The sequence below is a fragment of the Paenibacillus sp. LPE1-1-1.1 genome (genome assembly GCF_040676435.1).
Taxonomy (GTDB): domain Bacteria; phylum Bacillota; class Bacilli; order Paenibacillales; family Paenibacillaceae; genus Pristimantibacillus.
In genome coordinates this window covers 479,223-492,280 of record NZ_JBEGHY010000023.1, presented here as the reverse complement: position 1 = coordinate 492,280, position 13,058 = coordinate 479,223, and the positions used below count along the sequence as shown (strand labels likewise).

Sequence of the window (13,058 nt, the reverse complement as noted above, 5' to 3'; positions counted from 1 at the left end):
ACACCTCCATACCGGCGGTTAAGGTCGTTTCATTTTGAAGTTCATATAATGGAGCAAAAACCCGCCGTCGAGTCGAATATCAGAGCCGTTAATATAGTTCGACTCCTCCGATGCGAGAAATAATACCAGCTCTGCCAGGTCTTCGTTTGAGCCTAAAACGGCATTGGGAACCTTGTATTCGTAATCATGGTAAAGCGTGGAGATCGTGCTTTCAAAAAGCTTATCATCGCCTTCGATCGGGCCAAGCTCAATGGTGTTCACGCTGATACCGAAGCGGCCTAATACGAGCGAGGCCTCTTTTGAAAGCATTTTAACCGCGCCTTTCGCAATGCTGTAGGTAAAGGCAGAGCCCGTCGGTTTCTCGGCATGAATCGAAGAGACGTAGATGATTTTTCCCGACTGCTTCTCCTTCATTTGTTTTCCGGCGGCCTGCGTGCAAATAAATGCGGATTTGGCATTCACGGCAAGGCTTTGCGCGAAAATTTCTTCCTCGCCAGCCTCAATGGTGCATGGATAAACCGCTTTATTGTTGTGGATGAGCACGTCTACCGGACCCAATTGCTGAGCAGCGAATTGAAGCATGTCGGTCACTTCAGCACTTTTGCAAAGGTCAATATTGACAACGATCGCCTGCGAACCCGCTTCCTGGACCAGCAGTAATTCCGCAGCGAGGTCCGAGCCGCCCGAATAACTATTCAGAATAAACTGGGCACCGCTTGCGGTCAATCGCCTGATGATCGCGCGGCCGCTGGCGCTGTCCGCATCCGTAAGAAAGACAACCTTTTTTTGCAAATGCATAGATCCCCTCCATCAAAGCAGACGTAAAAAGAATGATAGGCCTTGTAGCTTTATCTTAGTGAGTTTGCCCCTAACGTGGCGATGCCGTAAAGTTATGATTTCGTTTGTTTTTTTGCAATACATGAGGTTCGGGAAGGCTAGAGAATGTTCCCAACTCTAGCAGGAAGAGAGCGGAGGAACATTGAAGGGGACAGCTAAGGCTGATGTAAAATAATAGCGGGCAGTCGGACATGAAGATTCATATGCCGGACAGCCCGTTTTTTCTGTTAAAGATCATGGATTATTATGCAGGCGGAAGCTGTGTAAGCGTCGGCTTGGCATAACCTTCCTTGTAGGTTTCATCAATGATTTGGCGAATTCGCGAGGTCTCGATTCCCGCGGCTTTCATTGCTGCCGAGGTTACGGCTATTTCAAGGCATACGCCGCAGCGCGTGCCATGATCGTCCCAGACAACGGATCCGTCATCCTTCAGCTCTGCGATGAAGCAATTCAGATTGTTCTTGTGGCCGGCGCTTTCGCCGCATCCGCAATAGCAGGGGATATAGGGCAAAACGTCGGCTACCGTCGCTGCCGTTTGATAAGCGGTCCGTATGTCTTTGGAGGCGCCCTCCAAAAAAACAGGCAAAATTTCGAGGGAAGCCGTCGTCTCTTGCAAATCTCCGGATGCCGTATGCTGGCTATGGTCGTGATTGGCGCTGCTTGCTTTGTTTGCGTTTGCGGCTTGTTGGCCGGCGTCCGAGCTGCTGCCGCAGGCGCTGAGCAGCATGGAGGAAAGCAGCACCGAATAAAGGGTAGTTACAGCCATTCGTTTCAAGTAGGGACACTCCTTTTTCTATCAATGGTTTATTATAGCATTTTGAAATACAAAAAAATTTGTGCATATGATACTATTAATGGGCGATTGCTAACTTCAATTCTGCAACTTTTCCATTTTATCGTACTAAATGCTGCATGACAAAGGGAGCGATTAACGATGAAGGTATTGTTTATTGGAGGAACCGGATTAATCAGCGAAGCCGTATCTAAGCTAGCTATTTCACGAGGGATCGACTTATATCTGTTTAATAGAGGCAACCGCGATGGATTCGTTCCCGAAGGCGCGCATGTTATCAAAGGGGATATCCGAAATCCTCAGGATGCTGCGGCAGCGCTCGAAAACGAGCAATTCGACGTGGTGGTCGACTGGATCGCTTTTACGCCTGAGCATGTCAGCGTTGACATCGAGCTGTTCCGCGGCAAGACGAAGCAATATATTTTTATCAGCTCGGCATCGGCCTACCAGAAACCGCCCAAGCATTATATTATTACGGAGGATGCGACGCCGCTCGAAAATAAATATTGGCAGTATTCCCGCGATAAAATTGCTTGCGAGCAGCTTTTGTTTGATGAACAAGCAGCCACGGGTTTCCCGGTCACGATCGTTCGGCCTTCCTTTACCTATGGCGATACGATGATTCCTGCGGCGCTGAATAGCTGGCAGCATCCGTGGTCGCTTATTGCGAGAATTCGTGCCGGCCGTCCCGTTATCGTGCATGGAGACGGCTCGTCGCTTTGGACGATGACGCATAATACCGATTTTGCCAAAGGTTTCGTTGGCTTGTTAGGCAGAGAGGAAGCGATTGGCGAGGCGTATCATATCACCTCCGATGAGGTGTTAACCTGGAATCAAATCTACGAAGCGATCGGGGCGGCTGCCGGCGCAGAGCCGAAGCTTGTTCATATCTCCACGCCTTTCCTGATTTCTCATGATCCGGAGCTTGAAGGCGGCTTGCTGGGCGACAAATCCGTAACGAGCGTGTTCGATAACAGCAAAATTAAAGGCTTAGTGCCTGACTTTGACGCAGCTTTATCATTTGCGGAAGGCATCAAGCGCACGGTAGCTTGGTTTGAAGCCCATCCGGAACGCTGTACCGAGGATCAAGCATGGAATGATCAAATGGACCGTATCATCTAGGCCCACGCGGCAGGTTTTAAAAAATAAGTCTGAATTCGAATGAAAATAGCTGAAAAAGGCTCTTATTCTCTAGGGAATTAGAGCCTTTTTGTGCTTGCTTTTACACGCCAAAACGAGATTGCAAGCATGAAAGCTATAATTAAATTTTTTCTCATAATTGCCTTTTGGAAGAAAAGAAGGATAAAAACTCGTCTTTTGATGGAAACAGCGACATATACTCATCACAGACCGTCCACTTTAACCCGATGCCTGCTATTCTCGTTATCTAACTTCTATCGTAACAGGTATACTTCATTAACTTAAGGGAGAGGTATAATCATGCGAAAAAAGTTGAATCAGCATTTTTTTGTTTACCTGCTTGTTTTATCTTTAGTCATTACATTAGGCATGTACGTCCAACCTATAAATAACGACACGCAAGTCCATACGGCTGCAGAGCAGCAAAAGCCAGCAGAACAAGCTTCTGCCGGGATTGTCCTCACAACGCAAGCGCAAGAGCCTGTTTCATCTCCAGTCATAACGGCGACACCCTCACCGATTTCTACGCTTGCCGAAGCTGCGGCGACAATAGCCGAACAGCCTTCAACCAACCTTCCCGAACCCGAAATTCCCATTGAAGAAGAGCCCGCCATTCAAGAAAAGCCCGTAAATACATATGAAGTTTCCGCCTATTATTTAAACGTCCGTAAAGGACCAAGCGCGAAAACGGCAATCCTCAAAGTAGTGAAACAGGGGACGCGTTTAGAAATTGCTTCAAAAACAGACAACGGCTGGCTCGAGGTGCAGGGCGGTGGTTACATTCACGGCGGTTACGCCAAAAAAGTGAAAAATGAAGTTTCAGTATTATCCTTCCCGGATACGACCAACCGTCAACCTACAATTGAAATCAATGATGGCCGCGCAAAGATCGCGCAGCAATCCGAAACCATAGAAGAAAAGCCCGAAAAGGCCATAGAGGAAGAGCTAAGCGCTCCGACATCCGTTGTGAAGTCCGATTCCGGCTTGACCGAAGCGCATATCGCCAAAATATTTGAAGGCACAGCGTTATCCGGACATGATTTGGAACAAGCTATCCTCGAAATCGAGGAAGAATACGGGATTAATGCCTATTTTACAATCGCAGTCATGAAGCTCGAAAGCGGAAACGGCAAAAGCCGATTAGCCAAAAGCAAAAATAATTTGTTTGGCTTGAATGCGATAGACGGGGATAAGTACAACAAGGCGTTCAGCTTCAAAACGAAAGGAGACAGCGTACGAAAATTCGGACAGCTTCTCTCCAAAAATTACGTCGGCAAAGGGCTCACGACCATAGAAAAGGTTGCCCGAAAATATTGCCCCGCCAATTCAAAATGGTCCAGCTTGGTGAAAAATATAATGAAAAGCGATTACAGGAAGCTCTAACATGGCATTTTTGTTTCAAATATGTTATTTTCAACTCCTAAGCAGCTGAAGATTACGATGTGTAGGAGGGTGACATAGATGAGTGAAACCGTTCAAAAGATGCCGTTCGGCTATGAGCCGCCAGTAGATGAGCTGAAGGGAACGATCGTGTATTATGATTCCTTCGAGCATACAACGGAACGGGAGCTTGATTTGGCCGCTTATATTACGAAGGAGCGTTCCTTTCGCAAGCTTGTGCTTTATCCTCTGCATGAGCAGAGCTTGAAACGAATGACCAAGGAAGAGGTTAGTCCCTTTTATAAGCGGGAAGATCGTCTGCATGAATGGAAGAGGGACCGCGGAGAAGAGAACGTAATTGTTGAAAGGCTTGAAATCAAACGCAAAAAATACACGCCGATCGATTCCGCGTTAAGGCATTTAACCGAAACCTACCCTAAACCTTTGTTTTTGCTGCTGACGGGAGAGATGGCTAATCTGTTTGCCTCTTACTCTTCCTTTGAAGAATGGATCGTTAAAATTAGATTATTGCTGACGGAAGAGCCGGATCGATTGCATCCAAGGCTCCTTGAATATAAACACCGATGGGAATCCGTTATTCAAAAATAGTCGATGGATTCCCTGCGAAAAAGAGCTGTACGTGAAGATACCTTCACGTACAGCTCTTTTTATGATGCCGGTCTGCTGCTTGCTAGCCTGTTGAGGGACTGTTAGGGATATGCCCTTTTTGATTACGGTTCTCGTTCGTTGAAGCCGCCAAATTGTTTTCTGCTTCCTTCGAGTTTGCTTCAAAAGCTTGATTTTTACTCGGAATCGACTGGTTTTTGTGCTTTGCCATCGTATAACCTCCATTACCTGTATTGCCTAGTTTACTAAGGCATGATTAGGTTATCCATGTTCCATTGAATTAATCTTAATTAGATAGGAAACGCAGATAAAGGAAAAATAAAAAAGAGGTCGGGCTTCATGCTGAAGCCCGGCCTCTTTATTGAGTTGCTGCTTATTTTGCGCCGACTACATGCTCTTCGCAAGCGGTAGAGCAGAAGCCATGCTTGGTTTCCTGGCAGTCCGTGCAAACGATATGCTGAAGATGGCAGGAATCATCCGCGCAGTTGATATAAGTGTCTGCGGGTTCATTGCAGTGATGGCATTTGCCAACGACTACGGCTTCATCGGTTTGGTTAATGACAACGGAAGTCCGCTCATCGAATACATAACATTTTCCATCGAACAGCTTGCCTTGTACTTCCTCGTCTTTACCGTAGGTAACAATGCCGCCTTCCAGCTGATAAACGTCGCTGAAGCCTTCGCTGAGCATCACGCCTGTAAGCTTCTCGCAGCGAATGCCGCCTGTGCAATAGGTAAGAATAGGCTTGTCTTTGAAATCAGCCATATTCTCGCGAAGCCACTCCGGAAATTCCTTAAACGTCTCGAGATCAGGCCGGATCGCGTTGCGGAAATGGCCGAGATCGTATTCATAATCGCTTCGTCCATCAAGTACGATAACATCTTCTCTTAGCAGATAATCATGGAACTCTTTCGGAGAGAGACGGGTGCCGCTTAACGTATTCGGATCAAGAGGCTTATCGTAACGCAGCGTAACCAGCTCTTTCTTATAACGGACAAAGATCTTTTTGAAGGCATGCTCGTCAGCCTCGTCAATTTTAAACACAATATCGGAAAAGAGCGGGTTCGCGCGCAAATGCTCCATATACTGCTCGGTTTGCTCAACCGTGCCCGAAAGCGTCCCGTTAATGCCTTCGTCGGCAATAAGGATACGGCCCTTCACGTTTAATTCCTTACAATATGCAAGATGCTCGGCCGCAAATTGCTCCGCATCGGGTACTGCTACAAATTTATAATACAATAAAATTCGATAGGGTTTCACTTCGCTCATCGTAGTCTTTCCTTTCCGGAAACAAATAAAAGCATACTATATTATAGTTGAACCTCTGTATATTATCAACATAAACCCTTTCGAATCTTGATAACCTATAAAATTGGGCGATTCATGCCATAAAAAGCGTTAAGAGCGACGTTATTCCTCTAATGCAATAGGAGCGTGCATATTAATTCCATATGCAGCCAAACCTACAAAGAGCCTCTCTGGAAACGGAGAGGCTCTTCGTCATGTTTGGAGCAGTTCAATAAAACGCTTGGCAATGATGGACGGAGTGGAGTCCCGACGAATAGCATAGCCCACAGACCGTGGCGGTATCCGTTCACTTAGCATTAATTGGTATAATTTCTGTTCATCAAGCTCTTGCCGGATGAAGGTTTGGGTAACGAATGCCGCTCCATAACCGCGCATAGCAAGCTCGACCAGCATATCCATGCTGCTGAGTTCCATGTCCGCATCTGCCGTTATGCCCTGCGATGTAAACCACTGATCGACGAACATTCTTGTACTGCTTCCTTCGGAGAGCAGCAGAAGCGGAATCTGAGTTAACTCGTTGGCGGTCATCGCAGTCTCGGATAAATGACGATACGCAGGCCCCACAATAAAGCAATCCTGTATATCGGTTAAGTGCTGCACAACCAGCTCTTGGTCGCTAAACGGCAAATGGATTAAACCGATTTCGATTTGTCCAGCCTTCAGCTTCGCGCGGATGTCCGCTGTTTTCCCTTGCAATAGCCTTATCCGTATAGCGGGATATTCCGCATGAAAAGTATCAAGCAGAGGCAGAAGCAAATGCTTAATGACCGGACCGCTAGCTCCGATACGCAGCTCCCCAGCAGTCAGATTTTTGAGCGCTTGCAATTTGGTTTCGCCGAGCTGCAGGATCGCAAACGATTTCTCAACGTATTCGAGTACGGCAGCGCCCTCCGGCGTCAGCTTCACTCCCTTGGAGAGCCGGTCGAACAGCTTCACCTCCAGCTGAGCTTCCAATTGCTTTATGGCATAGCTGACGGAAGGCTGCGTAATATGCAGCTCCTGAGCAGCTTTTGTCAAATTCCCGAGCTTGGCGGTATGCAAAAATATGCGATACCACTCCATATTCAATAACATGACATAACCTCTCTCTATGGCAGTCCTATTATATTTAAATTTCATTTATTTCACATTCAAAATTATAATGGAAACATAACGAATGCGTCAAAGCATTCAATCGGGAGGAACGACTCATGGCAGGAAGCACGTATGGCGAAAGCTTTAAAATAACAACCTTCGGTGAATCTCATGGCGAAGCGGTAGGCGTCATTGTGGATGGCGTCACGCCAGGCGTCGAATTGGATGAGCGTTATATCCAAACCCAAATGGATCGCCGCAAGCCGGGGCAATCCTCCGTTACATCGCCGCGCAAGGAATATGACGTAATCAGCATACTTTCGGGTATGTTTGAAGGGAAAACAACGGGAACGCCGCTTTTTATAATGCTGCATAACAAAGATATGAGGCCCGATGCTTATAGCGATATCCAATATTCTTTCCGTCCAGGGCATGCCGATTACACCTACTTGCAAAAATACGGCATCCGGGATCACCGCGGAAGCGGGCGGGCATCCGGCAGGGAAACGGCGGGACGAGTCGCCGGCGGAGCGGTTGCGCGCAAGCTGCTTGAGAATAAAGGGATCAGCGTCGTTGCTTATACGAAGGAAATCGGGGGAATCAAATGCAAAACCTTCGTTGAGGATGCCATTGAACAAAACGCGGTTAGGGCTTGCGATCCGGAAGCAGCCGTTCGGATGATAGAGAAAATCGAGAATTTAGCTGCCGTTGGAGACAGCTGCGGAGGCATCGTGGAATGCCGGATTCGTGGTGTCCTTCCTGGAATTGGCGAGCCTGTATTCGATAAGCTCGATGCTGAGCTTGCGAAGGCGATGCTCTCGATTGGAGCTGTAAAAGGGATTGAATTCGGCGCAGGCTTCGCTGCGGCAGAGATGCTCGGAAGCGAGCATAACGATGAAATGAGTCCTGACGGTTTTCTTACTAACCATGCAGGCGGAATTATTGGCGGTATCAGCACGGGCGAAGAAATCGTATTCCGGATAGCCGTGAAACCAACCTCGTCCATCTCTTTGCCGCAGCATACGATCGATATTCACGGACAAGAGAAAATGATCGAGACCATCGGAAGACATGATCCTTGTATCTGTCCCCGGATCATTCCTGTCGTTGAGGCCATGGCTTGCATCGTCGTCGAGGACTTAATAAAACGGCAAGCCGCAATGCATGCTTAGATTCATAGGGAAGACGTAATTATTCTTCCATTATCTTGGTTAAAAACCGCTCACGCGATTTATCTACTGTGCTATGCTTATACTGACTAAGGCCGAGAGGAGAATGGTAATGAAACCAACTGTTTTTATCGACCGCACCGTCCCGAGCGAGGTAGAAGCGAGGATTGCCGAGCATTGCGTTGTCGACAAGTGGGAAGGGACAAACCCGATTCCCCGGGAGCTTCTGCTGGCGAAGCTTGCCAACGCGGACGGATTATTGACAGCAGGATCCAGAGTAGATGCTGAGCTGTTAACGCATGCTCCTCAGCTAAAAGCGGTAAGCACCATTAGCGTAGGCTACAATCATTTTGATATCGATGCGATGAGGCGGCGCGGCATTATTGGAACGCATACTCCTCATGTTTTGAACAATACCGTCGCCGATCTTGCATTTGCGCTCATTTTGGGAACGGCAAGACGCGTAGCTGAGCTGGACCGGTATGTAAAAGAAGGCAAATGGATGTCGGGCGCAGGGAATAATTGGTTCGGACAAGACGTACATCACGCGAAGCTGGGCATCATTGGAATGGGCAGGATCGGAGAAGCCGTTGCACGCCGGGCGAGATTTGGTTTTGAAATGGAAGTTTCGTATTACAACCGAAGCCGAAAGCCTGAAGCGGAATCCCTTCTTGGCGTCCGTTACCTTGAACTCAATGAACTGCTCAAAGAATCGGATTTTGTCGTCATGCTGGCGCCACTAACGCCGGAAACGACGAAGCTGATCGGAAGGGAGCAATTCCGGCTCATTAAGCCATCTTCGATCTTCATTAATATTTCGCGCGGCCAGACGGTTGACGAAGAAGCCTTGATCGAAGCGCTGCAATCGGGAACGATATCTGCGGCCGGACTTGATGTTTACGAAATTGAGCCGATACCTGCAGATCATCCTTTTCTAAAAATGGATAACGTGCTGACGCTGCCACACATCGGATCGGCGACAAAGGCTACTAGGTTTGATATGGCTATGCTAGCCGCGCAAAATCTGGTAGATGCAATAACCGGACAAACCCCTGCCCATATCGTACCGGAGCTGCAGTCATTTACTTGAACCGATACAACTTCTTTATGACGCTATAATATATTTCTATTAGCCATGGTCTGACCGGGATGTTAAAGTGAAATAAAATTAATTCCTATTCATTTTATCGGAATTAAAAACTTCATTCTGCGCAGAGGTGGTAGAGATGAGCGAGATTTATCGGCTGGCTAAACTTGAGGACGCAGGAAGGCTTCTGCATGTTATTTTCGAAGCTTATGTTACGATCAGAGAGCTGGAGCTTCACTGGCCGGCTGCCCATGCGGATTTGGCTTTGATTCAAGATAATATTTTAAGCAATGAATGTTATGTGCTGGAGCTGAACGGGGAAATCGCAGCCACCGTAACTTTATCCAAAGGCGATGAGGTAAAAGCGGTTACCGAATTGCCGTTCATCAAATGGTTTGCGGTGGATCCGGCTTACCAGGGCGTTGGCCTTGGGCATAAGCTGCTGAATTGGGTCGAGCAAAGCATTATCAAGGAGAAGCTTGGCGCTGCGGCCGTCACGCTGGCAACCGCCGAGAAGCATCCTTGGCTGCTGCCCATGTATGAACGGAGAGGGTATGAGAAACTCCATGTCTTCGATTTCGATAACGGGGATGGACCGATGCATTTATTGCGAAAAATCGTAAATCCTTCTCTGTACCATAGTCTCCAGCTCGAACAGGCTAAATAAATTTTGTATAGGGAAGGGCCCTTCGTTAACGTGAGGGCTCTTCTTTAAATCATATTGAAAAGGGGAATGGTTTCAATCAAACTGCTGCTGGTCGGATCAACAGGCAAGACGGGACAATTAATCGAACGCGGCTTGGAAGAGAAAGAGGTTAGCTTCAAACGGTTCGTTCGCTCTGAAGAGCAAATGCGGCAAGGAAGCTTTTTGGGTGATATACGCAATCTAGAGGATGTAATCGAAGCGATGGCTGGTGCAACCGCCGTCATTAGTGCATTGAACACAGAAGGAAACGGCACCCTTGTTAGCGGAATGGGCAGCATCATTGCCGCCATGAAGCAGCATCAGATCAAGAGGCTCGTCACGATCGGTACGGCTGGCATTCTGCAAAGTGAGCTGGAGCCGCATTTATATAGATATCAATCCATCGAAAATAAACGGATACATCACGAAGCTGCCAAAGAGCATGAGCGGGTGTATGAGCAGCTTTTGCAATCGGAGCTTGACTGGACGATCATATGTCCAACAAGACTCGTTCATGAAGACAGAAGAGGCGAATATCGCGTCCGGGAGAACGTATTGCCAACCGGCGGCTCAGCTATTTCTTTTGCCGATACGGCAGAATTTGCCGTGACGGCCTATTTGAATGGCTTGCATATCAGGAAGCGGGTAGGCATTGCCTACTAATGAGCAGCCGATCGATTAAAAGAACCTGGATACCGCTGCAAGAGCGGTTTCCAGGTTTTTTTGCTTACAGTATTTTATCCTTTATACAGCTTCACGACCTCCACGCGATTAGAGAAGAAGGTTGCGCCGCCGCCCATGTCTGCGAGACGCTGCGGAGTGAGCGCATTGACCGCTTGGCGGCCATTGCTTGGATCATCCCACCATAAGCCTTGCGTCACCAGTACGCCGGGCAGCACATCGCGGCCAACACGCAGCGTAATTTCCACTTCGCCGCGGTCATTTCGAACCTTCACGCGCTCTCCGTCTTGAAAGCCAAGCGCCGCGGCATCATCGAGCTGCATATGAAGCAGCGGTTCTTTCTCGAGCTTCTGCAGCCGCTCTTGATTGGCAAAGGTCGAATTAATAAAGCTGTGATTCGGACCCGTCATGAGCAAGAACGGATATTTCTCCGGCTCCCGAAGCGGCGTATGGACCGGCACGGGGGAGAAGCCGAGCTCGCGCATTTTCTCCGAATAAAGCTCAATTTTACCGGAAGGAGTCGGTATCATCGCGGTAACCGAAGGAAGTTGGCTGCCGCCGGCTTTCATCCACGAGTTTTCCTTAAGCGCCTCGAACGTGATCCCACTTAAGAGCGGGTTATTATCGCTATCCAGCGCTTCGCGAATCATTTGTTCCTCGGATATATCAAAGATTTCACGCTCAAAACCTAATCGCAATGCCAGCTCCTTAAACAAGGTGAAATTGGATTTGCATTCACCCATCGTCTCCATGATCGGCTCGTGAAGCTGTAAGTACAGATGCCAATAGGAAGTGTACAGATCTAAGTTTTCAAAATGCGACGTTGCCGGCAGCACGATATCCGAATACTTACATGTATCGGTTAGAAACAAATCATGCGTGACGGTAAAAAGGTCATAACGTGATAGGCCATCGCGGACCCGATTCTGATCAGGCGCCACGACTGCGGGGTTACTGTTATAGACAAACAGCATCTTAACCGGATTTGAAGGATCGAGCAGGGCATCGCCAAGCTGATTCATGCTGACTGTGCGAACATTCGGATCAGGCATTAGGTCTGGACGTTCGATTTTCCGGGCATTAAGCCGTGAATACCAACCGTTTCCTTTCATTGCGCCGCCTCCGCGGATCCCCCATTGGCCGGTTAACGCGGGCAAGCATGCGATTGTCCGAACGGTCATACCGCCATTGTCATGATGCTGCAGCCCGTTTCCGATACGAATAAAGGAAGGGGATGCCGTACCGTACAAGCGGGCAAGCTCCTCAATTTCGGCTGCAGGCACGCCGGTAATAGATTCTGCATATTCAGGCGTATATTCGGATGCTTGGGCAGCAAGGTCATCGAAGCCTATCGCATGCTGGTTTAGGAAAGACTGATCTGCGAGTCCGTCGCGAATAATCACATGCATCATGCCAAGAGCAAGCGCAGCATCCGTGCCAGGCCGGAGATGGATGAACCGATCTGCCCAAGCCGAGGTGCGGTTGCGGTGAACATCAATATGGATGATGACGGCACCGTTTTTTCTCGCTTCGGATGCCAGCATCGTTTGGTGCATATTCGTAGATACTAAGTTGCAGCCCCAAATCAGGAACAGCTTCGTATGAACCGTATCCTCGGGATCGATGCCCATGGAAGCACCCATTGTATAAGCGTAACCGGCAGCACCGGCTGCATTGCAAATCGTGCGGTCGAGCTGACTCGCGCCTAAACGGTGAAAGAACCGCCTGTCCATGCCTTCAGCATTGAGAACGCCCATATTTCCATAAAAGCTGTAAGGTAAAATCGCTTGCGCGCCATGCTCCAAAATGATTTTTTCCATGCGAGCGGTTATTTCCCCATAAGCTTCTTCCCATGTTATTCGCTCAAAATCAAGCGAGCCTTTGGGGCCGACGCGGCGCATCGGATAAAGCAGCCGCTCCGGATGATATACGCGTTCATTCAAATGCCTAACCTTATTGCATATGGCACCGCGCGTAACCGGATGCGATGCATCGCCGGTAATTTTCGTTATTTTTCCATCCTCGAGCGTGACGCTGAGCCCACAGGTATCTGGGCAATCAAAGGGACAAACGGAACGAACCGTTCCATCTGAAATTGTTTTGTTCATTCTCATTTTCACTCCATCCAGCAACCTAAGATCTGTTTTCCTATCATAGCATAATCCATTTCCGCTGAGGCATAGTTAACTCAAACGGCGAGGGAATAAACATGCCGCTTTTTATTTTCCATCTAAAAACTATTGACAGTACCTTACTTGTCATGTAACATTCAATGT

The 13,058-nt window shown here is 48.2% G+C and carries 13 protein-coding genes; 7 read left to right on the top strand and 6 right to left on the bottom strand.

Annotated features, from left to right (window positions below; translation table 11 throughout):
• Positions 1 to 18: 18 nt before the first annotated feature.
• Positions 19 to 798, bottom strand: a complete 780-nt coding sequence (locus MRBLPE1_RS18890; protein ID WP_364148318.1) for an SDR family NAD(P)-dependent oxidoreductase — start codon at positions 796 to 798, stop codon at positions 19 to 21.
• Between the two features lie 283 nt (positions 799 to 1,081).
• Positions 1,082 to 1,603, bottom strand: coding sequence for a PCYCGC motif-containing (lipo)protein (locus MRBLPE1_RS18885; protein WP_364149742.1), 522 nt, complete (start codon positions 1,601 to 1,603; stop codon positions 1,082 to 1,084).
• A 168-nt stretch (positions 1,604 to 1,771) separates the two neighbouring features.
• On the opposite strand from MRBLPE1_RS18885, the gene MRBLPE1_RS18880 reads away from it, so the two are divergent.
• The 3 genes from MRBLPE1_RS18880 (at position 1,772) to MRBLPE1_RS18870 (ending at position 4,759) form a co-directional block, all read left to right on the top strand.
• Positions 1,772 to 2,752 (top strand): SDR family oxidoreductase, encoded by a 981-nt coding sequence (locus MRBLPE1_RS18880; RefSeq protein WP_364148315.1) that lies wholly within the window; start codon positions 1,772 to 1,774, stop codon positions 2,750 to 2,752.
• Between the two features lie 318 nt (positions 2,753 to 3,070).
• Positions 3,071 to 4,153, top strand: coding sequence for a glucosaminidase domain-containing protein (locus MRBLPE1_RS18875; protein ID WP_364148313.1), 1,083 nt, complete (start codon positions 3,071 to 3,073; stop codon positions 4,151 to 4,153).
• 78 nt (positions 4,154 to 4,231) lie between these two features.
• Entirely contained in the window at positions 4,232 to 4,759 is a 528-nt protein-coding gene (locus MRBLPE1_RS18870) for a hypothetical protein (protein ID WP_364148310.1), read from the top strand.
• Between the two features lie 82 nt (positions 4,760 to 4,841).
• Here the strand turns inward: MRBLPE1_RS18870 and MRBLPE1_RS18865 are convergent, their stop codons facing one another.
• The 3 genes from MRBLPE1_RS18865 to MRBLPE1_RS18855 form a co-directional block, all read right to left on the bottom strand.
• Entirely contained in the window at positions 4,842 to 4,988 is a 147-nt protein-coding gene (locus MRBLPE1_RS18865) for a hypothetical protein (protein WP_364148308.1), read from the bottom strand.
• Positions 4,989 to 5,150: 162 nt separating this feature from the next.
• Positions 5,151 to 6,047, bottom strand: coding sequence for a rhodanese-related sulfurtransferase (locus tag MRBLPE1_RS18860; protein ID WP_364148306.1), 897 nt, complete (start codon positions 6,045 to 6,047; stop codon positions 5,151 to 5,153).
• A gap of 231 nt (positions 6,048 to 6,278) precedes the next feature.
• Positions 6,279 to 7,160, bottom strand: a complete 882-nt coding sequence (locus MRBLPE1_RS18855) for a LysR family transcriptional regulator (RefSeq protein ID WP_364148304.1) — start codon at positions 7,158 to 7,160, stop codon at positions 6,279 to 6,281.
• 116 nt (positions 7,161 to 7,276) lie between these two features.
• Between MRBLPE1_RS18855 and aroC the strand changes: the two genes are divergently transcribed.
• The 4 genes from aroC to MRBLPE1_RS18835 all read left to right on the top strand — a co-directional run bounded on the left by aroC (position 7,277) and on the right by MRBLPE1_RS18835 (position 10,764).
• Positions 7,277 to 8,332: a chorismate synthase gene (gene aroC / locus MRBLPE1_RS18850; protein WP_364148302.1), complete on the top strand. Its 1,056-nt coding sequence runs from the start codon at positions 7,277 to 7,279 to the stop codon at positions 8,330 to 8,332.
• Positions 8,333 to 8,441: 109 nt separating this feature from the next.
• The gene (locus MRBLPE1_RS18845) at positions 8,442 to 9,419 is read left to right on the top strand and encodes a 2-hydroxyacid dehydrogenase (protein WP_364148300.1); all 978 of its coding nucleotides are present in this window, start codon (positions 8,442 to 8,444) and stop codon (positions 9,417 to 9,419) included.
• A gap of 136 nt (positions 9,420 to 9,555) precedes the next feature.
• Positions 9,556 to 10,083, top strand: coding sequence for a GNAT family N-acetyltransferase (locus MRBLPE1_RS18840; RefSeq protein WP_364148298.1), 528 nt, complete (start codon positions 9,556 to 9,558; stop codon positions 10,081 to 10,083).
• Between the two features lie 66 nt (positions 10,084 to 10,149).
• Positions 10,150 to 10,764, top strand: coding sequence for an NAD(P)-dependent oxidoreductase (locus tag MRBLPE1_RS18835; protein WP_364148295.1), 615 nt, complete (start codon positions 10,150 to 10,152; stop codon positions 10,762 to 10,764).
• Positions 10,765 to 10,838: 74 nt separating this feature from the next.
• Here MRBLPE1_RS18835 and MRBLPE1_RS18830 read toward each other — a convergent pair whose 3' ends face one another.
• Positions 10,839 to 12,890 carry a molybdopterin-containing oxidoreductase family protein gene (locus MRBLPE1_RS18830; RefSeq protein ID WP_364148293.1) on the bottom strand — a complete coding sequence of 684 codons (2,052 nt, stop codon included), beginning with the start codon at positions 12,888 to 12,890 and terminating at the stop codon, positions 10,839 to 10,841.
• Positions 12,891 to 13,058 lie beyond the last annotated feature (168 nt).

What these genes read in the sequence shown, in the direction of transcription:
- MRBLPE1_RS18830 (WP_364148293.1), bottom strand. Translation starts at nt 12,890, where the DNA reads ATGAACAAAACAATTTCAGATGGAACGGTTCGTTCCGTTTGTCCCTTT.
- aroC (WP_364148302.1), top strand. Translation starts at nt 7,277, where the DNA reads ATGGCAGGAAGCACGTATGGCGAAAGCTTTAAAATAACAACCTTCGGT.
- MRBLPE1_RS18845 (WP_364148300.1), top strand. Translation starts at nt 8,442, where the DNA reads ATGAAACCAACTGTTTTTATCGACCGCACCGTCCCGAGCGAGGTAGAA.
- MRBLPE1_RS18885 (WP_364149742.1), bottom strand. Translation starts at nt 1,603, where the DNA reads ATGGCTGTAACTACCCTTTATTCGGTGCTGCTTTCCTCCATGCTGCTC.
- MRBLPE1_RS18860 (WP_364148306.1), bottom strand. Translation starts at nt 6,047, where the DNA reads ATGAGCGAAGTGAAACCCTATCGAATTTTATTGTATTATAAATTTGTA.
- MRBLPE1_RS18865 (WP_364148308.1), bottom strand. Translation starts at nt 4,988, where the DNA reads ATGGCAAAGCACAAAAACCAGTCGATTCCGAGTAAAAATCAAGCTTTT.
- MRBLPE1_RS18875 (WP_364148313.1), top strand. Translation starts at nt 3,071, where the DNA reads ATGCGAAAAAAGTTGAATCAGCATTTTTTTGTTTACCTGCTTGTTTTA.
- MRBLPE1_RS18835 (WP_364148295.1), top strand. Translation starts at nt 10,150, where the DNA reads ATGGTTTCAATCAAACTGCTGCTGGTCGGATCAACAGGCAAGACGGGA.
- MRBLPE1_RS18870 (WP_364148310.1), top strand. Translation starts at nt 4,232, where the DNA reads ATGAGTGAAACCGTTCAAAAGATGCCGTTCGGCTATGAGCCGCCAGTA.
- MRBLPE1_RS18890 (WP_364148318.1), bottom strand. Translation starts at nt 798, where the DNA reads ATGCATTTGCAAAAAAAGGTTGTCTTTCTTACGGATGCGGACAGCGCC.
- MRBLPE1_RS18855 (WP_364148304.1), bottom strand. Translation starts at nt 7,160, where the DNA reads ATGTTATTGAATATGGAGTGGTATCGCATATTTTTGCATACCGCCAAG.
- MRBLPE1_RS18880 (WP_364148315.1), top strand. Translation starts at nt 1,772, where the DNA reads ATGAAGGTATTGTTTATTGGAGGAACCGGATTAATCAGCGAAGCCGTA.
- MRBLPE1_RS18840 (WP_364148298.1), top strand. Translation starts at nt 9,556, where the DNA reads ATGAGCGAGATTTATCGGCTGGCTAAACTTGAGGACGCAGGAAGGCTT.